Annotated in this window: 21 protein-coding genes and 1 pseudogene; 8 read left to right on the forward strand and 14 right to left on the reverse strand. The window is 66.2% G+C overall.

Features of this window, described 5'->3' with window-relative positions; genetic code table 11:
• Window positions 1-68: 68 nt before the first annotated feature.
• Together CHINAEXTREME_RS16510 and CHINAEXTREME_RS16515 are read right to left on the reverse strand one after the other, a co-directional pair.
• Window positions 69-497, reverse strand: coding sequence for a hypothetical protein (locus CHINAEXTREME_RS16510; protein ID WP_007142927.1), 429 nt, complete (start codon window positions 495-497; stop codon window positions 69-71).
• Between the two features lie 105 nt (window positions 498-602).
• On the reverse strand, window positions 603-2195 hold the full coding sequence (locus CHINAEXTREME_RS16515; protein WP_029601717.1) for an alkaline phosphatase family protein: 1593 nt from the start codon (window positions 2193-2195) through the stop codon (window positions 603-605).
• 380 nt (window positions 2196-2575) lie between these two features.
• Between CHINAEXTREME_RS16515 and CHINAEXTREME_RS16520 the strand changes: the two genes are divergently transcribed.
• The 5 genes and pseudogenes from CHINAEXTREME_RS16520 to CHINAEXTREME_RS16540 all read left to right on the forward strand — a co-directional run bounded on the left by CHINAEXTREME_RS16520 (window position 2576) and on the right by CHINAEXTREME_RS16540 (window position 8135).
• A complete protein-coding gene (locus CHINAEXTREME_RS16520; protein WP_010546826.1) occupies window positions 2576-3538 on the forward strand; it encodes a polysaccharide deacetylase family protein in 963 nt (320 codons plus the stop codon).
• A gap of 305 nt (window positions 3539-3843) precedes the next feature.
• Window positions 3844-5016 carry a Gfo/Idh/MocA family protein gene (locus CHINAEXTREME_RS16525; protein WP_007142930.1) on the forward strand — a complete coding sequence of 391 codons (1173 nt, stop codon included), beginning with the start codon at window positions 3844-3846 and terminating at the stop codon, window positions 5014-5016.
• 2 nt (window positions 5017-5018) lie between these two features.
• A pseudogene (locus CHINAEXTREME_RS16530) lies at window positions 5019-5961 on the forward strand (DUF362 domain-containing protein).
• Entirely contained in the window at window positions 5958-6950 is a 993-nt protein-coding gene (locus tag CHINAEXTREME_RS16535; protein ID WP_007142932.1) for an NAD-dependent epimerase/dehydratase family protein, read from the forward strand. The pseudogene CHINAEXTREME_RS16530 and the gene CHINAEXTREME_RS16535 overlap by 4 nt, the downstream one beginning before the upstream one ends.
• A gap of 72 nt (window positions 6951-7022) precedes the next feature.
• Window positions 7023-8135 (forward strand): DUF354 domain-containing protein, encoded by a 1113-nt coding sequence (locus tag CHINAEXTREME_RS16540; RefSeq protein WP_007142933.1) that lies wholly within the window; start codon window positions 7023-7025, stop codon window positions 8133-8135.
• 28 nt (window positions 8136-8163) lie between these two features.
• Here CHINAEXTREME_RS16540 and CHINAEXTREME_RS16545 read toward each other — a convergent pair whose 3' ends face one another.
• The 6 genes from CHINAEXTREME_RS16545 to CHINAEXTREME_RS16570 form a co-directional block, all read right to left on the reverse strand.
• Window positions 8164-8787, reverse strand: coding sequence for a trimeric intracellular cation channel family protein (locus tag CHINAEXTREME_RS16545; protein WP_394295317.1), 624 nt, complete (start codon window positions 8785-8787; stop codon window positions 8164-8166).
• Window positions 8788-9023: 236 nt separating this feature from the next.
• Window positions 9024-10169, reverse strand: coding sequence for a glycosyltransferase family 2 protein (locus CHINAEXTREME_RS16550; protein ID WP_044962014.1), 1146 nt, complete (start codon window positions 10167-10169; stop codon window positions 9024-9026).
• Window positions 10156-11658, reverse strand: coding sequence for a nucleotide sugar dehydrogenase (locus CHINAEXTREME_RS16555; RefSeq protein ID WP_007142936.1), 1503 nt, complete (start codon window positions 11656-11658; stop codon window positions 10156-10158). The genes CHINAEXTREME_RS16550 and CHINAEXTREME_RS16555 overlap by 14 nt, the downstream gene beginning before the upstream one ends.
• The gene (locus tag CHINAEXTREME_RS16560; RefSeq protein WP_007142937.1) at window positions 11658-12698 is read right to left on the reverse strand and encodes a Gfo/Idh/MocA family protein; all 1041 of its coding nucleotides are present in this window, start codon (window positions 12696-12698) and stop codon (window positions 11658-11660) included. The genes CHINAEXTREME_RS16555 and CHINAEXTREME_RS16560 overlap by 1 nt, the downstream gene beginning before the upstream one ends.
• The gene (locus CHINAEXTREME_RS16565; protein WP_007142938.1) at window positions 12695-13936 is read right to left on the reverse strand and encodes a DegT/DnrJ/EryC1/StrS family aminotransferase; all 1242 of its coding nucleotides are present in this window, start codon (window positions 13934-13936) and stop codon (window positions 12695-12697) included. The genes CHINAEXTREME_RS16560 and CHINAEXTREME_RS16565 overlap by 4 nt, the downstream gene beginning before the upstream one ends.
• Window positions 13933-14520 (reverse strand): acyltransferase, encoded by a 588-nt coding sequence (locus CHINAEXTREME_RS16570; RefSeq protein ID WP_007142939.1) that lies wholly within the window; start codon window positions 14518-14520, stop codon window positions 13933-13935. The genes CHINAEXTREME_RS16565 and CHINAEXTREME_RS16570 overlap by 4 nt, the downstream gene beginning before the upstream one ends.
• 457 nt (window positions 14521-14977) lie before the next feature.
• On the opposite strand from CHINAEXTREME_RS16570, the gene CHINAEXTREME_RS16575 reads away from it, so the two are divergent.
• Entirely contained in the window at window positions 14978-15514 is a 537-nt protein-coding gene (locus CHINAEXTREME_RS16575) for a DUF7344 domain-containing protein (RefSeq protein WP_007142940.1), read from the forward strand.
• Between the two features lie 274 nt (window positions 15515-15788).
• On the opposite strand, the gene CHINAEXTREME_RS16580 is transcribed toward CHINAEXTREME_RS16575, so the two are convergent.
• The 3 genes from CHINAEXTREME_RS16580 to CHINAEXTREME_RS16590 all read right to left on the reverse strand — a co-directional run bounded on the left by CHINAEXTREME_RS16580 (window position 15789) and on the right by CHINAEXTREME_RS16590 (window position 18032).
• Complete coding sequence (locus tag CHINAEXTREME_RS16580) at window positions 15789-16799, reverse strand: DUF1616 domain-containing protein (protein WP_007142941.1); 1011 nt, start codon at window positions 16797-16799, stop codon at window positions 15789-15791.
• 323 nt (window positions 16800-17122) lie between these two features.
• On the reverse strand, window positions 17123-17398 hold the full coding sequence (locus CHINAEXTREME_RS16585) for a PadR family transcriptional regulator (protein WP_007142942.1): 276 nt from the start codon (window positions 17396-17398) through the stop codon (window positions 17123-17125).
• A gap of 301 nt (window positions 17399-17699) precedes the next feature.
• On the reverse strand, window positions 17700-18032 hold the full coding sequence (locus CHINAEXTREME_RS16590) for a winged helix-turn-helix domain-containing protein (protein WP_007142943.1): 333 nt from the start codon (window positions 18030-18032) through the stop codon (window positions 17700-17702).
• Window positions 18033-18678: 646 nt separating this feature from the next.
• Between CHINAEXTREME_RS16590 and CHINAEXTREME_RS21935 the strand changes: the two genes are divergently transcribed.
• Both CHINAEXTREME_RS21935 and CHINAEXTREME_RS16595 read left to right on the forward strand, forming a co-directional pair.
• On the forward strand, window positions 18679-18849 hold the full coding sequence (locus tag CHINAEXTREME_RS21935) for a DUF7563 family protein (protein ID WP_007142944.1): 171 nt from the start codon (window positions 18679-18681) through the stop codon (window positions 18847-18849).
• 189 nt (window positions 18850-19038) lie between these two features.
• Window positions 19039-19542, forward strand: a complete 504-nt coding sequence (locus tag CHINAEXTREME_RS16595; RefSeq protein ID WP_007142945.1) for a DUF7344 domain-containing protein — start codon at window positions 19039-19041, stop codon at window positions 19540-19542.
• Window positions 19543-19818: 276 nt separating this feature from the next.
• Here the strand turns inward: CHINAEXTREME_RS16595 and CHINAEXTREME_RS16600 are convergent, their stop codons facing one another.
• The 3 genes from CHINAEXTREME_RS16600 to CHINAEXTREME_RS16610 form a co-directional block, all read right to left on the reverse strand.
• Window positions 19819-21837, reverse strand: a complete 2019-nt coding sequence (locus CHINAEXTREME_RS16600; protein WP_076738756.1) for a DUF7282 domain-containing protein — start codon at window positions 21835-21837, stop codon at window positions 19819-19821.
• Between the two features lie 166 nt (window positions 21838-22003).
• A complete protein-coding gene (locus tag CHINAEXTREME_RS16605) occupies window positions 22004-22501 on the reverse strand; it encodes a helix-turn-helix transcriptional regulator (RefSeq protein ID WP_007142947.1) in 498 nt (165 codons plus the stop codon).
• Between the two features lie 199 nt (window positions 22502-22700).
• Entirely contained in the window at window positions 22701-22943 is a 243-nt protein-coding gene (locus CHINAEXTREME_RS16610) for a hypothetical protein (RefSeq protein WP_007142948.1), read from the reverse strand.
• Window positions 22944-22951: the final 8 nt, after the last annotated feature.

The following is a 22951-nucleotide window of genomic DNA, read 5'->3' on the forward strand; positions in this document are numbered from 1 at the left end:
TCCCGATGGACCGGCGCAACCGCGACCCGTGCGGCGGGTGCCCCGGAACTGACGGACAGTGACCCGTATCACTCGTCCCGGTCCGTGCCGCCGGGTCGGTTCGCGTCTCCGGTTCCGCCGCCGGGTTCGCCCTCGTCGATGTCGATCTCGAGCGGTTCGGTCTCCCCGCTGCGTTCGGTCCCTTCCTCGTCGTCCCCGCCGACCGGGATCTTGGTCCGGAGTTCCGATGCGAACGACTGGACCTGGTCGACCAGCGTCTCCACCTCCTCTTCGAACCGTTCGACCGATCGTTCGACGTAGTGGACCCGCTTCGAGGGGATCCGTCGCACGATGTCGTTGCCCTCCTCGTCCTCGTCGGTCTTGATGATCCAGTGGTCCTGGAAGTACGCGACGTGCTCGTTCGGGACCGTCTTCCGGACCGTCCCCTCGTCGGGATCCTCGTACACGATCGTCGCCTCGCCGAGGTCGCGCTCGAGTTCGAGGTCGTCGTCGACCATACGACGCCCACGCTCGCGACCAGTGTAGAACTCGTGCTTGCGAAAACGCTCGAGTAAAGCCGGGACCGACGGGTCGGCTGTCCTCCCGGCTACCCCGCTACCCCACTACTCCATATACCCCAGGCCCTTCAACCGATCCTCGACGTCGTCGAAGTCCTCGTCGACGTCGTCGTCGGTCTCGAGCCGCGAGACGTCGGACCGCCTGACCTTCGTGGTGGCCGGCGTCGCCTCCTCGTCGAAGGCGTCGAACAGCACCCTGCCGTCGGCGTTCTTCGGGACCGGTTCGCCGATCCCGTGTAGCAGCGTCGGCGCGACGTCGACGACGCGTGCGCCGCGCAAGGTCGCCCCCGCGTCGATCGATGGGCCGCGACAGAGGACGATCCCCGTGCTGCGGTGGCTCGCGGCGTAGGTTCCGGTGTCGCCGAAGGGCTCGTCGGCGATCGCGTTTCGCGACTCGTAGCCGTCGATCCCGTTGACGATCAGATCCGGCGACGACTCGTCGGTGGGGAACAGCTCCTCGCCGTCGTAGACCTGGAGCAGTTGGCGGCCCTCGCTATCGGTAACCGACTCGAACACCGCCGCTAGCTCCGTCTTTATTTCCGTGACGTCCTCCGGATCGACGACGCCGTTGTCGAACCGTGCGGTGTCGTTGATGTAGCAGTTGCCGGCGTCGTGGACGAACGCCACCGTCCGCTCGTAGTCGACGTCGTAGAGGGCGTGATCGCCGGGGATCTGCTCGGCGACCGTATCCAGCAGTCGCCGCGGGAGCTTCGAGACGAGCACCTCCTCGGAGATACCGACCCGCTGGAGCGCGTCCCGGATGCGGTCCCGGGAGATGCCGAGGCTCGCGAGCGCCCCCCGGGTTCCCTCGTCCTCGCGCCTGAAGAGGTACCCCTCCCGCTCGAGGATGTGGTTGACGTAGACAAGCTGTTCGATCTCCCCGAACCCGTGGTCCGAGACCACGTAGAGGTCGGCGTCGTGGCGGTCCGTGTACGACATCACCTCGCCGAGAACGTCGTCGAGCGACCGGTAGTGCTCGAGCAGCCGGTCCATGTCCCAGATGAGGTGCTGGAACCGGTCGGGGGCCGTGTAGACGAAGAAGAACAGCCGCCAGTCGTCGCCGGCGTTGTCCATCTGCAGGCGCATCAGTTCGCGCCGGTCCGCGAGCATCTCCGAGACGGCGGTCTCGAAGTCGTCCAGCCGATCCGCGTATTCGGGGTATTCGAGACTGATCTCGTAGTCGGGGATCCGGCGGTCGATCTCGTCTTTGAGCTCCGGCGGGTGGGTGAACTCCCGCTCGGTCGACGGCGTCATCATCCCGGTCACCATCGTGCCGTCGATCTCACGCGCCGGGTAGGTCATCGGGACGTTGCCGATGTGGGCCGGCGAGATCTGCTCCCACAGCGGCGGCTGCTTCACGTCGTGGCTGGTGTACATCTCGTGGGAGTATTCCGAAGAGAGGTTCTGGAAGCCGTAGATCCCGTGTTTGTCCGGCCAGACGCCGGTCGCGATCGACGGCCACGCGAGCGGTGTCGTCGGTGGCGTCGTGCTCTCGAGCGGGCCGGAGGCTCCTTCTTCGCGGAGTTTCGCGAAGTTGGGCAGTTCGCCCTCGTCGCTCCACCGCTCGATCAATCGCCACGGTACGCCGTCGAGGCCGAGTACGAACGCTCGCTGTGACGTGGGGGAAGATCCGCTCATGATTGCGAGAAGCCTGCTGTCGTGGAGGTGACCCGATTGACGCTTTGTTATAAGGAGTGTTCAGGCGTGTCGGTCGCCCTGTCTGTCGTCGTTCGATGACCTTACCTCGGCCGCCCCGGGCGACCGCAGCTGTTGGCTCGGCCTACTGTTCGCGGCGACGACGTTCTCCGACGGAGGAACTGTTGGGCGTCGAATCGGTTCGGTTCGTGGATCGATAGTCGAGCATCGCTCATCGTCCTCGTAACCGGCGGACCGTTCGTCACTCCACGCCGTAGCGACTCAGAAACGATCGTCTCGGGCCGCCTTGCTATCGAAAGGCGATCAATAACAAAACCGTTCGGTCCACAGACTGACGAGCATGAACACCGGTGGTGGGTTCCGTGGGTAGCGTCGTGATATCGCTCGACGCCGAACTCGGCTGGGGCTTTCACGACCTCGAACGACCGCCGCTCGAGCGGCTCGAATCCGGCCGCCGCGGCTGGCGTCGAATGCTCGATCTCTGCGCCGAGTTCGACGTGCCCGCGACCTGGGCCGTCGTCGGACACCTGATGCTCGAGTCCTGTGACGGCGTCCACGCCGACCACCCCGCGCCAGACGGCTGGTTCGACCGCGAACGCGGCGAGTGGACGGACCGCGAGGACCTGCGCTTCGCCCCCGATCTCGTCCGGGGCGTCGTCGACTCCGACGTCGATCACGAGTTCGCCAGCCACTCGTTCTCCCACGTCCTCTTCGGACGGCCGGAGACTGACCGTGAGATCGCACAGGCCGAACTCGAGCGCAGTCTCGAGATCGCCGACGAGTGGGGTGAGTCGGTCAACTCGTTCGTCTACCCGCGTAACGACGTCGGACATCGCGACGTGCTCGCCGAACACGGGATCTCCGCGTACAGAGGGCGATCGCCGACCTACGACGGGGTCCGGGGGCTGGTCGACTCGACGGTCCGGTCGCGGTCGATGCTCGTCCAGCCGACGGTCGACGAGTACGGCCTGATCGACGTGCCGGCCTCGCTGTTCCTGTTCGGGTTCGAGGGGCCGGTACGTACCGTTGCGGAGTCGATCTGGGAGGATCCGATGGTCGTCCAGGCTCGACGGGGGATCGATCAGGCGGTACGAAACGACGGCCTGTTCCACATGTGGCTCCACCCGAACAACCTCACTCGCGAGCGGGATGACCGGCGTATGCGGGCGATCCTCTCCTATCTCGATCGTCGCCGGTCCGAGACCGACCTCGCCGTCGAGACGATGGGCGACGTCGCCGAACGGCTCGCCGTCACCCGCGGGGTCGACGGCGGGACCGTCGCGGCCGACGGCGGATCGGAGACGAAGACGGCCGACGACGACTAGTGGCGGTCCAGTCAAGACTGTAGCATCGAATCGGGCGGAGTGGTTCGATTCGACCCTGCAGCCGACGCCTGATACGGGGTACTGTCCGTCAGTTCCGGCACACCCGCGACCCGGCAGCGGGTGCGCCGGTCCATCGGGACAGGATCCGTATGAAACGGTACCGAGGCGGTTGGGACCGTTCGACCGTTGCTGACGCCTAATTCGGTAGGCCGATCGATCACCACCAGCCACGGGAACGGCTACTCACTCCCCCGAGGCTGTACGTCGCAGATAACAAAGCCCGCAGACCGCTCCCTCTCTGCCAGATGCTCTCGCTTTCGTCACCGTTCAGCCGGCGGACCGACTCGAGTACGCTCCGACTGGGGGTACTCGGGGTCGGAAATATCGGCATGGTACATCTGAAGTCGGCACGGGCGATGGCCGACGTCGAGGTCGTCGCCGCCGCCGACGCCGTTCCGGAGAACCGCAGGCGCGCCGAACGCGCCGGCGTGGCCCGGACCTACGACGACTACGCGGCGCTGCTCGAGGCCGAAGCCCTCGATGTCGCGGTCGTCGCGTTGCCGCCCGTCCTCCACCGCGAGGCGGTCGAACGGGCCGCCGAAGCCGGTGTCGACGTCTTCGTCGAAAAACCCCTCGCTCGCTCGACCGACGAGGCGGATCGACTCCTCGAGGCCGCGGCGGACGGGGCCATCGCGGTCGGCGTCGACCACACGCTGCGATACCAGCCCGATATCGTCGGCGTCGCCGAGGAATACGCGGACGGTGCAGTCGGACACGTCCCCTACGCCTCGATGACGCGGCTCAACGACGGCCCGCTCGGTCGGCCTCCGGCCGACTCCGCCCCCGCGTCGTGGCCGTTAGACCCCGAGGCGGCCGGCGGCGGCTCCCTGCTCGAGCTCGGCATCCACTGTTTCGACGTCCTCGAGCACCTGTTCGGTGAACTCGAGGTGCGGAGCGCGTCGCTCGGTACGACCCTGGAGATTCCCGTCGAGGACGCGGCGACGGTGCTCCTCGAGGCCCCCGAGACCGGGACGACGATCACGCTGCACTGTGGCTCCTACCAGTGGGAGGAACTCCCCGAGGTGAACACCCGACTACGGCTCGAGGGCGTCACGGGGACGATCAGCAACGAGGACCACCTGCCCGACAACATCTACGTCGACGCGGCGAGGGAAGCCCTGAAGAACGTCGCGAGCCGCGTCACCGACGACGAGCCGACGGTGTTCGGTCCGACCTTCTACCTGCAGGCCCACTACCGGGCGCTCGAGGACTTCTGCGACGCGGTTCGCGCGGGCGAGTCGCCGCCGATCGACGGCGAGGACGGCAGGCGGACGCTCGCGCTGGCCGAGCGGGCGTACGAACTGGCTGCCGAGGACGCCCGGAAGCGCGACGAGGATCCGTTGGAATCGGAGGCGGACGCTCGCGACAGCGACCGAGACGGTGACCGAGACCAGGACGAAGCGGAGGTGACCCTGTAACCATGACTGTGTCCGGCGATCCGACGGTGCGCGTGATACGCGCCGACGGCGACGCCCGAACCGGCTTTACACCGAACCTCGAGCGGCGACTCGACCGCTTCCGACCCGCGGTGGCGGACTTGCTCGAAGGCGTCGAAATCGCGGCCGACGTCGATCGTGTGACGATCCTCCCGGACGCACACTACCCGTTTCACCCCTCCTCCGGGATGGTGACGGATCCGGCCGTGGTCGGCGCGGTCGCGGCGGCGATCCGCCACGATCACCCTGACGTGGACGTAGCCGTCGCTGGCGCGAGCGACGACCGAATCGACTTCGATCGCACGGCCGCCTATCTGGGGTATCGCGAGGCGCTCGAGCGGGCCGACGCGGACGCGGACCTCGTCGACCTCGCGGATGGGCGCCGGTCGCTCAGGACCGTCTCCGACGGGGATCGAGCGGTCGACCTCCGGATCCCGGAACGGCTCGTGGAGGGGGGCGTCGTCCCCGTGCCGACGCTGCGGCCGACCGAGGCCGGGACCGTGGCGGGCGGGATGCGGGCGATCGCTCGAGTCGTCGGCTCCGGCGGCTCCACTGTGGCGGGATCCGACGAAGACCCGGCGGCCGTCGTCGGTGCGGTGCGAACGATCGATCCCGCCTGGACGGTAGTAGACGCCGCGACGACCTACGGCGGGGGGCACGACCGCCGTCGACGCCCTCGGCGCGGTGTTGCTCGACCGGGACCTCCCGTCGGACGACGCGCTGTCGGCCGCCCTCGAGGGGGACGACGCGTCGATCACCGTCTCCCCGATCGGCGACGTGCCGGACCTCGAGACGCTCCGGGAACGGATGCCCGACGGCGAGTTGCCGCCCGCCGACGACACGCACCCGGCCGTCTCGGTGGCCTACCGGCTCTACGCCGCCGTGGGCAACGACGCCGTGCCGCCGCAACTCGAGGCGAGACGATGACTGGACGAACGGCTGCAGTCACCGGCGCCACCGGCTTCCTCGGTACGCACCTCTGCGAACGGCTGCTCGCGGACGGCTGGGCGGTGCGCGGGCTGAGCCGGCCGAGTTCGGACCGCGGTCGCCTCGCCGACTCGGAGGTCGAGTGGTACGTCGGCGACCTCTTCGACGGGCCGACGCTGCGCTCGCTCGTCGACGGCGCGGACGCGGTCTTTCACCTTGCCGGCGTCGGCCTCTGGAGCGCCGATCCGGACACCGTCGTTCGCGTCAACCGGGACGGCACGGCGAACGTACTCGAGGCCTGCCGGGACTCTGACGACGTCGGCCGCCTCGTGTTCACCAGCACGGCGGGCACCCGCCGACCAGGCAACGGCGACGCGTTCGCGGACGAGGAAGACGTCGCGGACCCGATCGGTGCCTACCAGGAGGGGAAGGCGGCCGCCGAGCGGCTGGTCGATCGCTACGCGGACGGCGACGACGGCGGCGACGCGGTCACCGTCCACCCGACCTCGGTCTTCGGACCCGGCGACGAGTCGTTTACGCCGCAACTACTGGCGATGGGCCTCGAGCCGACGATGCCGGCCCACCTCCCCGGCGGGTTGAGCATCGTCGGCGTCGACGACGTCGTCGACGGCATCGTGCGGGCCTACGAGCGCGGCGAGACCGGCGACCACTACATCCTCGGCGGCGAGAACCTCACGTACGATCGCGCGGTCCGGCGGATCGCCGACGCGGCCAACGGGTCAGCGATGCCGGCACGGGTCCGCGTCCCCGCGACAGCGATCCGTGCGGCCGGCCCAGTCGCGGAGACGGTCGGGGCGGTCACGAACCGGCAGGTCTTCCCGTTCAACCGTGACATGGCCCGGCTGGCGACCGAGCGCCTGTTCTACACCTCGCAGAAGGCGAGCGAGGAGCTCGGCTACGAGTACCGGCCGCTGGAAGCTCACCTCCCCGAGACCCTCGAGTGGTACCGAGAGGAATTCATGGACTAATCCCCTGTAACGGCCCCGAGAGCGCCTGTACGGTTCCTATTACAAAGCCCGGAGCGGCCCTTGAGGAACCCGATGCGGATTCTGGTCTTCGCGAACACGCCTGCACACGTCCACCTGTACCGTCACGCCGTCGATCGACTCTCGGACGCGGGCCACGAGGTCCTCGTCCTGACCCGTGAGTACGCCTGTACGACCGACCTACTCGAGTTCTACGGCCTCCCCTACCGACGCTACGGCGAACACGACGTGGCTGCCTCCTCCACGCTTTCGATCGCTCGGGAACTCGGCGATCAGATAGTCTCGATCGTCCGCGAGGCGCTGCGGTTCGAGCCGGACGTCGTCTTCGGGCGGGGCCCCTACGCTTCCCTCGCGGGAACGGTCGCTCGAGCGCCGACCGTGCTCGTGCTCGACGACGAACCGGGCGATTTCAACCACACCGTTTCGCGACCGTTCGCCGACTGTATCCTCTCGCCGCGGGTGACGCGTCGGGATCTCGGCGATTCCCACTACACCTTCGACGGCTTCAAGGAGTGTGCGTATCTCCACCCGGAGGTCTTCGAGGCCGACGGCGCGGTCCGCGAGTACCTCGGCGTCGACGAGGACGAGCCGTACGCGCTGGTCCGGTTCAACGCCCTCGACGCGCTCCACGACGCGGGCCTCGAGGGGTTCACCCGGCAACAGCGGCGGGACCTGATCGATCGGCTGAGCGAGCGTGCGACCGTCTTCGTCTCGGACGAGGGCGGCGAGATGGACCTGCGGAACCTGCCCGCCCGACCGTACGATCTCCATCCCGCACTGATCCACGACGCGATGGCCGAGGCGTCGCTGCTGATCGCCGACACGGGGACGATGGTCACCGAGGCGGGCCTGCTCGGGACGCCGGCACTGCGATATCGGGGCACCGACGACCACGAGTACGGCGAGTTCCGGGAACTCGAGCGGGTCGGCCTCGCCGAACAGTTCGACGGCTACGCCGGGGTCCGGGACCGTGCAATAGAGTTGCTCGCAGACGACGGGGCCGACGCCCGCTGGCGACGGCGGCGCCGGACCTACGTCGGGGACCTCGTGAACCTGACCGACCTGCTGGTCGACGTGGCGGAAGCGGCGGGCGACCTCGAGGAACTCGAGCGGTCCTCGAGGGCGGTGCTGCGGCCGGCGTCGGCCACGGCGTCGGGGCGTCCGTAGTCCGTCGCTCGGAGAACGTTCGCGCCCGCTATTCGTCGGTCGCTCGATTGCCGATCAACCCGAGCGTCTGCATCGTCGGGAGGTGCCAGCCGTACGTCACCGCCGCCAGCCGCGTCCCGACGGTCACGGTCGCACAGAGCGCCGCGGCGGTGGTACCCGCCGCGCCCACAGTGACCGCCGCCCAGTACGCGCTCCCGCCCAGGACCGCACAGCTCGCGTAGAAGTCGTCGAAGAGGATGAAGGGCGCACGATCGAGGAGGACGTCGGCGACTGCGCCGCCGCCGACCGCGTTGATCGTGGCGATCGCGACGACGCCGAACGCCGAGACGTTCGCTTCGGTCGCGACGATCGCGCCGGTCGTGGCGAAGGCCGCGAGTCCGACGGCGTCGGAGACGAGCGTGATGGGGTGGGTGTCGGGCGACGACAGGACGGCGCTCAGGCCGATCGCCAGGCCGACGCCGATCAGCCCCAGCGCGATCTCGATCGGTGACTGCAGCGCCAGCGGCACCCGGCTCACGAGGAGATCACGGGTCGCTCCGCCGGCGAAGGCCATCGCCAGCCCGACGACGGCGATCCCGAACAGATCGAACTCCTCGCGGATCGCCTTCGAGGAGCCCACGAGCGCGAACGCGATCAGGCCGACCGTGTTCATGACGGCGAACGGGTCTCCGAACGCGACTGCGACGAACTCCCGGATCACTGCCCGCAGGTACGGGAAGGGACCTCTTGAGCACTGCGCCCTCCGCAAGGGACCGCGAGAGCGCCGACCGGCATTCGAGTTGCGGACGCCGCTTGCCGCCCGTCGCTCGACGGCCGGGACCGACTACTACTCGCTCTCGGCTCTCCCCGCGGAACGCACCGCCCTCACCCCTCCCGGGCGATCGAGAATCAGTCGAGGGGTCGATTCCGTTCGGCTCGCCCGGTCGCCGCCGATCCCTCGAGTTCCCGGCTCGAGTCGGTCTCGACTGCCGGCGGCGACGTCGACCCCGAGCGAGTCACGGAGTTCGCGTCGGTCTCCGCCTCGTACTCGTAGCGGGTCACCTCGAGGTGCTCGCTCTCCTCGGCGTCCATCCGGATCGCGGTGGCCAGCGAGCAGACCCCGAGTAGCAGGGTCGCGAAGGAGGCGACCGACTCGGCGAGGGCGTCCTCGCCGCGGAGCAGTCGCCTCATCGAACCTGCCAGTCCGGCCGCGCCACCGGCCATCCCGGCCGTCCCGGTGCCGTAGAAGACCACGGCGGGATGGAATCCTTCGACGACGTAGCGGCGCTTGAGCCGCCACAAGAAGCTTTGCAGCAGGAGGAGGGAGACGTACCGGACGAACGACGTGTACTCGATGCTGCTCTCCTCGTCGCCGTAGACGGCCGACATGGCGACGTCCGCCACCCGTAGTCCCTCGACGTTCAGGTGCGTGAGGATGTGATTGAGGAAGCCGTACTCGTCCGTGATCTCCTCGAGGTCGAGTTCCTCGATCGCCTCCCGCGAGATGGCGGTGTAGCCGTTCTGCGGGTCGCCGATCGTCCAGTAGCCGGAGGCGAACTTCGAGAGCCCGGTCAGCATGGCGTTGCCGACGAACCGGAACGTCGACATCCCCTCGCGGTCCTCGGGGTAGAGCAACCGGTTCCCCTTCGCGTAGTCGGCCTCGCCGGTGACGACGGGGTCGATGATCCGGTCCAAAATCTCGGGGTCCATCTGGCCGTCCCCGTTCATCACGGCGACGACGTCGATGCCGTCGGCCGCGGCCCGCCGGTAGCCGGTCTTGACCGCTGCACCGTAGCCGCGGTTCTCGTCGTGCCGGATGGGGACGACGCGTCGCCCGTCGCCGCCGTCTGCGACCGCCAGTTCGTGACCGGGCTCGGTCGACTCGTTGATCCGCTCGGCGACCCGGGTGATCACCTCCCAGCTATCGTCCGGCGAGGCGTCGTCGACCGCGTAGATCCGGTCGACGTACTCGGGGACGGTCTCGATGACCCGTCCGACGAACGACGCTTCCTGATAGGCCGTGACCACGACGGCGATCGATTTACCCTTGTACATCGTTTCCTCCATCGGTTCTGCTGACTTCGGTCGGGTCCGCGCTCGTTTCCGGTGGCTCTCGAGGGGCGTCGTCGGCTTCCACGGCCGTGTCCGGCCGCGGCGCGCGTCCCGACGCGGACCCCGCGAGCGTGTACTCGCGGTGTTCCGTCCCGTCGAGGTCGACGGCGTCCCGGCCGTCGACGACCACCATCGGCTCGAGGTCTGCCCACTCAATGCGGTCGAACTCCTCGTGTGGGGTCACGAGCACGGCGGCGTCGAACGACTCCGACTCGAGGTCGTCGATCCCGACGGGACGGGCGCAGTAGTCTGCGGGATCCACCAGGGGATCGACGCCGGCCACGTCCGCGCGCCTGTCGTGCAGTTCGTCGATCACGCCGAGCGCGGGCGACGCGCGGGTCTCCTCGACGCCCGGACGGTAGGTGATCCCGAGCACGACCACCGACGCGTCCGCGAGGTCGGTTCCCTCGGCCGCGAGTTCCCGCTCGAGGCGGTCGACGACGACGGTCGGCATGGTGTCGTTGACGCGCCGGGCGGTCCGTGTCAGGTCCATCGGCTCTCGGGCCTTCGACAGCAGGAAGTGCGGGTAGTACGGAATACAGTGGCCGCCGACGCCGGGGCCGGGGTCGTGGAGCTGACACATCGGCAGGTCGTTGGCCGTCCCGATCGCCTCCCGGACGGAGATCCCGAGTTCGTCGGCGAGACGCCCCAGTTCGTTGGCCAGGGCGATGTTGACGTCCCGGTAGATCCCCTCGGAGACCTTGACGGCCTCCGCGGTCGTCGCGTCGGAGACGGGGTGGATCTCGTTGTCCGTGATCTCGTCGTACAGCAGGCTCGCGGCGCGGGTGCTCTCCGCGTCGATCCCGCCGACGACCTTCGGGTACTCCCCGCGGATGTCCCGCAGGGCGGTGCCGGAGGACGTCCGTTCTGGACAGAACGCCAGCCCGAACTCGTCCGGATCGAGGCCGCTCTCGCTCGCCAGGTGGGGCTCGAGGACGTCCCGGCAGGTGCCCGGGGGCAGCGTCGACTCGGCGATCACCAGATCGCCCGGCGACAGTCCCGCGGCGATGTCCTCGGCGACGGACTCGACGGTCGCGAGGTTCGGCTCGTTCTCCTCGTCCAGTAGCGTCGGCACGATGATCACGTGGACGCGAGCGCAGTCGGCCGCGGCAGGGCCGTCCGTTGTCGCCTCGAGTCGATCCTGCTCGACCTGTTCCGCGACGAGGTCGGCCAGCCCGGGTTCGCCGACGACGTGGCTCTCGCCCTCGTTGATCGTCTCGACGACGTCGGGATCGACGTCGACGCCGGTGACGTCGCCGGTCGTCTCGGCGTAGACGGCCGCCAGCGGCAGGCCCATTTTGCCGAGGCCGTAGACGGCGACCGGCACGTCGCCCTCGAGCAGGTGCTCGCGCTGTCGGGACTCGGCGAGCGAGGAGTCGTACAGCGGGACGGGCGCGCTCTCCGTGGCGTCCTCGTCGGTATCCGCGGCCATCAGATCTCCACCTCCCGGTCCTGGCTCGGATCCTGCGCTCGTTCGTGGTCCTGACTCGACCGGTCGGCGTCGACCAGCGAGTCGATCGCCAACACCGTCTCGAGCGCCTCGATTCCGTCCTCGGGGGTGACCTCGGGCTCCGTACCCGACCGGACGGACTCGACGAACGACTCGAGTTCGTGGCGCAGCGGCTCGCCGTTGTCGATCCGCGGGCGCTCGACGACGCTCTCGTGTCGGTAGCGGTTCTGCCCCTCGTCGTTGACGTACTCGGGGTAGGAGTCGCGGTGGATCAGCACGGACTGCTCGAGGAAGTCCACCTCGACGAAACACTCCCGGGCGGTTACCGAGAGCTTCCGTACTTTCTTCTGGGTGACGCGGCTCGCGGTCAGCGTGGCGACGACGTCGTCGTACTCCATCGTCGCCGTCGCGTACCGGCCGTCCGGGGTGCCCATCGCAGCCACCGAGTCCGGCGAGGCCCCGAGCAGCGAGCCGACGATATCGACGTCGTGAACCATCAGGTCGAAGACGACGTTACCGGGCGCGGTGCGATCGATCGGCGGCCCGAGCCGTTCGGCCTCGAGGCTGATCACCTCGAGGTCGTCGATCAGGTCGGCCATCGTCCGTACCGCCGGATTGAACCGCTCGATGTGGCCCACCTGGAGGACGAGTCCGCGCTCGTGAGCCGTGCGGGCCAGTTCCCGGCCCTGTTCGACCGTCTGGGCGATCGGTTTCTCGACCAGGACGTGGACGTCCGCCTCGAGACAGCGCGAGACGACCTCGTGGTGGGCGGGCGTCGGCACCGCGACGGTGACCACGTCACAGCGCTCGAGCAGCGTCTCGAGGGGGACCGAGTCGGTGCCGTACTCCTCGGCGACGCGTTCGGCGACGTCGGCGTCGTGATCCGAGATCCCCGCGAGCGTGACGCCGGGGAGTTCGCTGTAGACGCGCGCGTGGTTCTCGCCCATCGCACCGACGCCGACGACGCCCGCGCGGACAGCCCGCGACATCGGCGTGGACGTGGAGAGTTTGTGTTCGCTCATTCGTAGTGTTCGTAAACTGCGTCGACGACCGTTCGGCGATCCGATTCGGAGACGCCCGGGTGGACGGGCAGGGAGAGGACCTCGTCGGCCGCCCGTTCGGCCTCGGGGAACCGCGCCGCGGCCGTGCTGACGGTCTCGTAGGCCGGCTGGCGGTGGATCGGCGTCCCGTAGTAAACCGCGGTATCGACCCCGCGGTCCTCGAGCGTCTCCGCGAGGGCGTCCCGGTCGTCGGTCCGGATCGTGTACTGGTGGTAGACGTGCCGGTAGCCGGCCGGTACCGTCGGCGTCTCGACCGGCAGGTCGGCGAATTCCTCGTCGTAGTAGGCCGCGTTTTCCCGCCGTGCCTCGGTGAACTCGGGCAGGCGCTCGAGCTGGTGGCGGCCGATCGCCGCCGCGGGGCTGGTCAGCCGGTAGTTGTGCCCGAGTTCGACGTGGTCGTAACCGCCGGTACCGCTCTCGGCCCGGCCGTGGTTGACGTACCGGGTCACCCGCTCGGCGACGTCCTCCCGGTCGGTCGCGACCGCGCCGCCCTCACCCGTCGTCATGTTCTTCGTCGGGTAGAACGAGAAGCAGGCCGCGTCGCCGAGTTCGCCGGCCCGCTCGCCGTCGATCTCGGCCCCGTGGGCCTGGCACGCGTCCTCGAGGACGAACAGGTCGTGATCGTCCGCGACGTCGACCAGCGCCGGCACGTCCGCGGGCAGCCCGTAGAGGTGGACCGGAAGGATCCCGACGACGTCCGACCGGTCACGGACGACCTGCTCGACGGCTTCCGGATCGAGCGTGTACGTCTCGGGATCGATATCAGCGAAGACGGGTTTGCCGCCGGCGAGTCGGATCGCGTTCGCGCTCGCGACGAACGAGAACGGGGAGGTAACGACAGCGTCGCCGCCCTCGACGCCGAGCGCCTCGAGCGCGGCGTGCAGCGCCGTCGTCCCGTTCGACGTCGCGACGGCGTCCTCGGTCCCGCAGTAGGCGGCGAACTCCTCCTCGAAGGCCCTGACTTCCGGGCCGTCCGCGAGTGTGCCGTCCTCGAGGAGCGAGGCGACGCGTTCGACGGCGGCCGGGCTGACGTCGGGATCCGCGATCGAAACGCCGTCCGAGTCGGCGTCTGCATCCATCCCCTCGACGTCTACGGTCACCTCGACCTGCGGTTCCGACCTCCCTCCGGGATTCGCGTCCGATTCGGCCTCCTGCTGCGTATCGGTATCGGTATCGGTATCGTAATTCGTGTCGGTCATGCGATCTGATTCGTCCCGCTCAGCGGTTCGGGCAGCGGTCGGGTGGTCGCCGGCGAGCCGACCGCGAGGCTATCCGGGGGCACGTCCTCCGTCACGACGGAGCCGGCAGCTACGAACGAGTTCTCGCCGATCGTCACGCCCGGCAGCAGCGTCGCGTTCGCCCCGACCGACACCCCCGTCTCGAGGGTCGGCCCCTCGAGGTCGGTGTCGACCCGGATCGGATACTGGTCGTTCGTCAGGACCGCCCCTGGACCGACGAAGACGTTGTCCCGGATGGTCGTCTGGGTCGGGACGTAGACGTTCGTCTGGAGGCTAACGTGGGAGCCGATCGTCGTCCGGCCGTCGATGACCGTCTTGGTGCCGACGAGGACGTCGTCGCCGATGGTGGTCGCCTCCCGGACGAGGACGTCGTGGCCGGTCGTGAATTCGTCACCGATCGTCACGTTGCCGTAGACGATCGACCCGGACCGGATCGTGGCTCCGTCGCCGATCCGCGTCGGCTCGTCGAACTCGCCGTGGCCTACCGTCGCGTCGTCCGCGATCGTACAGTCGTCGCCGCGCACGACGGGTCGCTGGCTGCTCATCCGCTCACCTCCGTTCGTCCGCTACTGATCGGTCGACTCGCGGGCCGGGTCGGGCGCGGGCGCGGCGGTCCCGTCGTCCGTCCCTGAACTCGTAATCGTCGTCGTAGTTGGCGCTGTGTCATTGGTTACTCGATACCCGGGTGGGAATCGTCCTGATACAGCGGGTAACGAGGTTTTGTTATCCCCGACCTGACGGGTCCGTAGCCACGAACTACAGGGCTCGTAACCCGCGTCTGCTCGACCCCGCGAGCGAGCGTCGCTCGCCCCCGACACCGGCGGTTCGAAAGGTTCCGATCGCTGAATCGTCGGATTAGGCGTCTGTCACGAGCTCTAACGGGTACAATTCGATTTCGATCGGGTAGCCGAGCGATAGTAAAGGGAACCCGTATGGCACTCGGTGGTGTGAGGTATCCGAACACCCCCGATCGACAGTCGATTCGGGACCGCGAGGGCACCCATGTCTGAACGCGAACTCACACAGGCGGAACTGTTCGACGTGTTCAGTAACGCTCGCAGGCGTCGAACGGTCCAGTACCTGAAACGACGCGGCGGCAGTTGCGATCTCGCGCCGCTGGTCGAACAGGTCGCTGCCTGGGAGAACGACACCGAACCGGACGACGTAACGCGGACACAGCGGCGTCGCGTGTACATCTCCCTGTACCAGACGCACCTGCCGATGCTCGAGGATCACGGGATCGTCGACTGGGATCCCGACGGCCACAGGATCGAACTCCTCCCCGACGAGGAGGTGTTCGAGCCGTACCTCGACCGACACGTCGGCGCCGAACGTCCGTGGCACCGCTACTACGCGGTCGTGACCGCCGTTGGCGCGGCGGCGTTCGTCGGAGCCTGGCTCTCCCTGGGCCCGGCGACCGCGGCCGCCGCGCCGCTCGTCGTCCTGGTCCTGTGTGTCGCCGTCCTCGCGATCTCGATCGCACAGCACGTCTCGCGACGGCCCGAGGTGCAGTTACCGTTCGGACCCGCGAGTCGATAACGAGACAGTCGTTCAGACACCTGCGGGTCGGTGGTCGCCCTCCACACTTCTCACCGGTTCGACCCCACGGTTTCGACCCCACAGTCGACAGTGCGTTCCGATGTCGACTCCCGCCTGCGTTCAGACGACCACCGACCACTCGAGTTACACGTAAGTCACGCTCGCGGGTCGCTCGAGCGGGGTAGCCCGATATATCGCCGAGCCAGGGGACGCGAACGACGTGTCCACCGACGGAAAAGCAATACCACCGAAGCCGTATCGGAACCGAAGGCCGCTACGTGTCGCCAGTTCCGTCCGCGGCGTCCTCAGTTACCGTCACCCAGAAGTAGGTGTCCTCGACGGCGTTGTCGTTCGTCGGCTCCACCGGGGGTTCGCCCTCGTAGAGGAGGACGCTGATCCGGACCGTTTCACCCGGTGCCGCCGTCGGCGTCGCCTCGTACTCCCTCGTCGCGGTGTCTCCCGGGGAGACGCTGCTCTCGAGTTGTCCGAGCTCCGTCCGCTCGACGACCTCGCCGTTCTCGAGGGTCTGTTGCTGGACGACGGCCGTGTACTCCGTTTGCTCGTCCTCGTGGTTCTCGATCGCGACCGTGATCGGCACCGACTCACCGGGCGCGACCTCGTCCGGGAGGTCCCCGGCCACGAGGTCGCCGTCCTCGTTCTCGGAGTAGAGCGCCAGTTCGGCGAAACCGCCGGTCGCTGCCGGTGCGAGAAAGCCAACGAGGAGCGCACCGACGGCAACCCCGATCGCGATCACGAGCAGCACCGAGCTAACCTGCAGACCGGAGCCGACCCGGCGGACTCGAGCGATCCGCGACGCGAGCGAGAAGGTAAACCGATCGGCTTCGGGAGTTCGAAGCCGTCGCACTGCCCCGAGTTGGGCGAACGCTACGGTAACGACCCCGAGCGCCGCTGCAGCGGGTTCGGGCGTGACCCCCCACTCAGTGACCCCCAGGAGCAACACGATCGGGGGAACGACCGCGATCGATAGCGCAAACGAGAGCCCGAGTCGCTCGACCACGTCGATCCCTCGAGGGCGAGTCTCCGCCTCGGTCGCGGCCGCCTCGCGGGCGTTGCGCGCTTCGGCCGGGAACAGCACCGAAACGAGCCCGTACCCCGGAAAGAACAGCGCGAGACCGAACGTGACGAACAGCCGGATCTCGGTACCGGGGGGAACCGACGTCACGACGAGGTACGCCACGACGGCCGCAATTGAGACGACCGCGAGGTCGGTCGGGTACTTCCGGATGGACCCGAGCCGTGTCCGCGTCGCCGTTCGAAAGCTCATCGACGATCCCCCCGTTCTCCTCGACTCGCACGTGACTCGTCTTCGGACGGTCGTGTCATTTCGAATGTGGGGAAAGAGGTTCAACCGTTTTGTTATGACCGTACTATTGTTCGGTTCTCGGCCGGCCCAGCCGGTCGACGGCCTCGAAACGCACGCGACTGGAGAACGTCGAACGAAATCGACCGATTCGAACCGAAATACGCCGCTCGAGGGCGTCTGTCGGCCGCTCGAATCGAAATCGGGGGCCGTTTGGATGGGGATACAGGTCCCGTCAGAAGGGAGTGTGATCAGCAACGGAAACTGGGGGCCGGGGCTCGAGGCCGTCAGAAGTCGACGTACTGCTCTTCCCACTCGCGGCGCTCGGCGATGCGCTGGCGACCGGCTTCCGTGATCGCGTAGTAGTTCGTCCGTCTGTCGAGTTGGCCTTTCTCGACGAGCTCCTTGTTCACGAGCGTATCGAGGTTCGGGTACAGTCGACCGTGATTGATCTCGGAGCTGTAATACTTCTCGACTTCGTCTTTGACGGTCTGGCCCGACGGTCGATCCGCCCCTGCGATCACGTACAGCAGATCTCGCTGGAAGCCGGTCAGATCGTGCATTGCTCAATCACAGTGACCGTTCCACTGAGTAGATATTTGTTATCCGTATCATACAGGCCTGTTAGTGCTTCTTTCATATTTTCCTCCGGGAACTAAATGTTCGTTCCGATGAACGAAACGGTTCCGTGATCGTCAGCAGTCTCGGGGTTGTCGTTCGGCTCACGGTCGCGACCGCCGTTTCGTGACTTCACGAATCCGCTGGGACCGAGCCCGATTCCGGCCCGAGAGAACGGGAATACCTAAATCGCGTAACCGATGCCTGCCGCGTCGAGCTGTCGGTTCCGAGAGACGAGACGGGCCGTCATTCCTCCGCCGCCGAGAGGGAAACGTCGATTCCGCCGGGGCCGACGTCGATACTGAGTCGATCGATCGTGGCCTCGTAGGCGGTGGTGTGTGAACCGTCCTCCTCGAACCTGACACACTCCGCCAGGAAGTCGGTCTCGAGCAGGTTGTTGATGCGTCGATACACCGTAGCGGAGGAGCTATCCGTCCGATCGGTCAATTCCTTGGCCGTTTTCGGCCCTTCGCTGGTCGCGACGAGGATAGTTCGTGCGCACTCGTCGCCGAGGACGTCGAGCTGTGCGGCGGAGTCCGGGGACGGTTCGGTTCGGGTGTTACTCGCTTGCGTAGACATCGTCGGTGTCGTTGTCGGTCAGTTCAGTTCGGCGGGTCCGTTCGCTCTCGATCGGGAGAGGTGTCGATACGGGGGCTCCGGGGATGCCGTGGATCGTCGTCGCGCATACCACCATTACTATCCAGCGCTACGACCGGTAAGCGATCGGAGTATTTTATAACGATCCACCTTATTCGGGGAAAGACCATCATTCGAAGCCGAAACATCGAGTTTCCGATCGGAAATATCGGATTTCGACGCGCTTAATCGACGGCGAACCGCGGCTCCGGAAACCGAACCCGGACCAACCCGTCTGAATTCACGTTGACAAGAGCGCGTCGCGGATCGGCCCGAACTGCCCCGCAGTGGCTCGCTCAAATCCGATCTCGGCGCTCAAACACCGTGTTTCTCGGCGCTCGCGGTCGTTCCGTGGCTGAACGGTCTCCGTCCTTTATTCGCATCTGCTCCCCTGGGTGTACTGTGTACGACACACCGCGGGCGATACGGACGCTCGTAGCTCGATCGGACTGACCGACCCAATCGAACCAATCGGGCGGACGGTGCTCTCGTCGCCGTTCGCGATCTCCACGCTCGGAACATCCAACACCCAACACCCAATACCCATCACCCATCACCTATGACACCACAACGTCAAAACTGGCGACCGATGGAATCGTCGACGGCAGGGGCTCGCTGTCGAAACTGCGGCACCCACGTCACCCAGCAGTTCGCACGCGTCTTCGGTGACAACGGGGATATCGTCCACGGCTGTCCTGGCTGTACGACGTACCGGGAAATGCAGTCCGGCGGCCACCTCCCACAGGAGGAGACCGGCTGAGGATCGAAGCGATTCGCTCGAGATGGCCGTAACGGCTCGTTTTCGTTCCCGATAGTCCAATCATTTCAAACATCTTATTCTGTAAAAAATACAGCAGGTTAAAGTCGGTGGTTCGCAAATAGGGCAGACGTGTACGATGGTCGGTGATGGACTGCTCGCCGAAGGCAATCGGGGAATCTCTTCCTCATAATGTCCGTCCAGACGAGTCGCTCCGGTCCGCTGGCGGAAAGCGAGGTCTTCCACATCCTCGGTAATGACCGACGGCGCGCAATCGTTCAACTGCTCGCCCAGGAGTCGGGACAGATCGACGTTTCCGACGTCGCCAACGAGATCGCCGCCACGGAGTCGGACACGACTCCGGTTCCGAACAACCTCTACAAGAGCGTCTACGTCTCGCTCCAGCAGACACATCTGCCGCAACTCGAGGAGGACGCAGTGATCGAATACGATTCGGACACCAAGACGATCCACCCCGGGCCGAACTTCGACGACGTGCTCACGTACGTCGACGGCCACGACGACGATCCCTCCCGCGTCCTCCAGCTCCACGTCGTCGCCTGCGTCGTCGGCCTGGGTATCATCGCGCTCTCGGGGCTGGAACTGCCGATGCTCTCGAGCCTGGATCCCGTACTCTGGAGCGTCGTAGTACTGCTTGCGATCGGTGCGAGCAGTCTGTACCGCTTGCTCGAGTGAGTGCCGATTTGGTTTATCGGTCCACCGAACAGTAGCAGCGTCGTGCTGCCCGTCGCTCCGACTCGGATCGTTTCCCGTGACGTCTGGCGTGACTCGCGGATCCGTCGGTTTTTATCGACCCTGTCATACGGGTTACTGGACGCCAGTTCCGGCGCAACCGCCGCGCGGGTCGCAGTTGCGTCGGTACATCGGGACAGCAATCCGTGTCAGTAGCGACCGACGTCCGATCCGCTCACCGGATCGGTGCGAGTGCCTGAATAAAAAAGAACGGACCGATCAGCCGGCGAGAGCGCCGATCGCGGCTCCCGGTTCGGTTACTGCTTCGTCCTCGTCGAGGTCGTCACCGTCCTCGACGAAGAGATAGATGTCCGCCTGTTCGACCACGATGCTGATCTGCTCGTCGGTATCGTGTTCGTCGTCTTCCTCGAGGCCGTCGTCCTCGTTCATGTCGTCTTCGTCATCGAGGCCATCATCGTCGTCGAGCCCATCCTCATCCTCGAGGCCGTCTTCCCCGTTGACCGGCTCGCCAACGGCGTCGGGTTCTTCGACGTACACGAAGATCGTCGCCTGTTCGAAGATGACGTCGAGTTGTTCGTCCTCGAGGCCGTCGGTTTCCTCGAATTCCTCGCCGTCCTCGTCGTTCAGTTCGTCGTCATCGAGGCTGTCGTCTTCATCGTCGAGGCCGTCGTCCTCGTTCATGTCGTCCTCGTCATCGAGGCCGTCGTCTTCATCGTCGAGTCCGTCTTCCTCGTCGACTGGCTCCTCAGTCGCTCCTTCGTCGTCGATATCCTCGGCGTCGACGACGATGAAGATCGTCGCGCTATCGACGGACACCCCGACGCTATCGTCCTGCTGAGCGGCGGTTCCGTCGCCGTCCTCGAGTAGTTCGGCACCTTCGAGCACCGCGAAGACGGTGGCGTCGCTGACAGTTACTTCGGTGTCAGTGTCGTCCTCGACGTCTTCGGGTTCTTCTTCGTCGATTTCGTCGGGTTCGTCGTCTTCGAGCTCATCCGATTCATCGTCTTCGATCCCGTCCGATTCGTCATCCTCGGCGTCTTCGGGCTCTTCTTCGTCGATTTGGTCCGACTCGTCGTCCTGGACGTCATCTAGGCCATCGATATCGCCGTTGAGCGCCGTCACGGTAGCCTGTTCGATCGATACGTCGAGTCCGCCCTCGGTAACCTCGAGTCCGGTCTCGTCCTCGAGTTCGTCCTCGACTGCGCCGTTCATTCCGTCGTCATTCGACTCGTCGTTCGTGTCGAGTTCGTCGTCATCCAACTCGTCGTCGTGCATCTCGTCGTCATCCAACTCGTCGTCATCGTTGAGTTCGTCATCATCGTCGCTCTCGTCCTCGTCGTCGAGACCATCGTTATCATCGACACCGTCGGTATCGTCCTCGAGGTCGCCGTCGTCGGCGTCGTCGAGTCCGTCGTCGGCGTCGATGTCGTTTACGTCGTCGACCGGCATCCCGTCGCCGTGGTCGACGTACGTGAATATCGTCGCCTGTTCGATGACGACGTCGATCGCGATCTCTTCGGGAATCTCGTCGACGTCCTCTTCAGGCTCCTCGTCGATGTCCTCATCCGGTTCGTCGACCGGTTCGTCATCGAGTTCGTCTTCGGGTTCCTCGTCTAGTTCGTCTTCATCGTCGAGGTCTTCGTCGGGCGCTTCGTCGACGGCTTCGACGGTAACGTCACCGTCGTCAGTCACCGCCTCACCATCCGGCGTCAGGTACGGGATGTCCGCTTCACCCGGCTCCAGATCCTCGTTTCCGAGGAAGTCGTACTGCTGGTTGTCGTTCGTGTCACGGTGCGGCATCGCGAACAGCGTCTCGGACTCCTCGAGCGGTTCGTCGAGCGTGATCTCGATGTTCTCGTGGGTCCCCGCCTCGAGGTACTCCGACACGCCGATGACGCTGTCGAACGGCGCGTCGGGGTCGTCGAGCAGGAGGCGACTGTCGTGGATCACCACGAAGCCGCCGTTCGCCATCGTCACTTCGTCGACGACGACCGTGTCGCCGTCAGTAGCCTGATCCTCGAAGGTTACGTACGCGCCTTGTTGGCCGTCGTCTTCAGGTTCGTCCGGTTCGAGTTCTACCTCCTCCTCATCGTCGTCATCGTTTTCCTCTTCGTCTTCGTCTTGTGTTTGTACAGCCTCTTCTCCTGCGTCGACGTCGGTATCGTGCTCGTCGACTGCTGCCGGTGCGCCGGCACCGGCTGCGGCGACCATCGCCCCGCTCGAGCACACCATCATCAACGCGGTGAGTACTACGAGCGCCTGGTTGCGTGCGTTCATGTTAACTGCCGTAAAGGCATGCGAAGGTCGTCGTATCGCTGCATAAACCGCTACAACGCTTTCGGGTGGAAACACCGGACTAGGCCGACCAAGCTGACGTTCGCGGGCTCCCACCGCGTCCGTTCGATTCGGAAACCCGGTGTTTTGTCGCCGACTCGGGTCCTAACTATTCGTTTTGCGGCTGTTCGCGGGACTTCGAGGCAGTGGGTTCGTGGTCCGGTAAACAGACGAGATTCTCCCTGCCCAGCCGAAGCTTCGTGACCTTGCCTTCCTCCTCGAGTTCGGCCAGTAAACGGCTGACTTTCGCCTTCGACCAGTCGACGGAGTCGACGATCCGTGATTGCTTCATGCGGCCGCCGTTCTCGTTGATCAGTTGCCGAACCCGTTCCCGATCGGTTATGAACTCCTCTTGATCCGGTTCCCGGTCGTTCCCGATGGACTCCCCCTTTTCGAGCCGATTGCGGATCGCGAGAAACCCCCCGAGCAAGGCGAGCCCGATGATCCCGACAGCCGCGGCGACGTGTGGCCCCCCGCCGAGCTGGAGGATCGGTTCCCGGCCGTACGATACCGGCCCGTAGGAACCGAACTCGATCCCGACGGAGAATTCGCTCGACGAGAGAGTGAGAGCGACGATACTACCCGAATGTCGGAAATGGCGTCTCATGGCATGTAAGTTGGGTGGTGGTCGCTCACTCGTCTCTGTACCGTCGTGACCGCTCTACAAAGTGTTTTTTATAATTCATTTATTGTTATTTATTGTTCTGTATCTCACAGGGAATGACAGGTGTGACTATCGATCGGTTCGCCCCAGTGCCGTGTCGGTCCACCCCCGATACGATGGCGAACTCGAGCGGCGGTCCCGGTTAGCCGGGCGACGACCACGGTACGTGGACCCGATCGCCGATGGAGAGATGACCGCCGGGAGCCTCGTCCGGCGTGTCGTCGGTCGTCTCGTCCGTCTGGTCCGTCTGGTCCGTCTCGTCCGGCGGCTGTTCGTCCGGATCATCGTCGTCCTCTTCCGGCGCATCGCCCGGACCGCCACACCCTGCGAGGGCGACGACGACCACGAGCGCAAGCGCCACCGCCACGACGAGTTCGCGTTCCATACCGGGGC

Source organism: Halobiforma lacisalsi AJ5 (genome assembly GCF_000226975.2).
GTDB classification, from domain to species: domain Archaea; phylum Halobacteriota; class Halobacteria; order Halobacteriales; family Natrialbaceae; genus Natronobacterium; species Natronobacterium lacisalsi.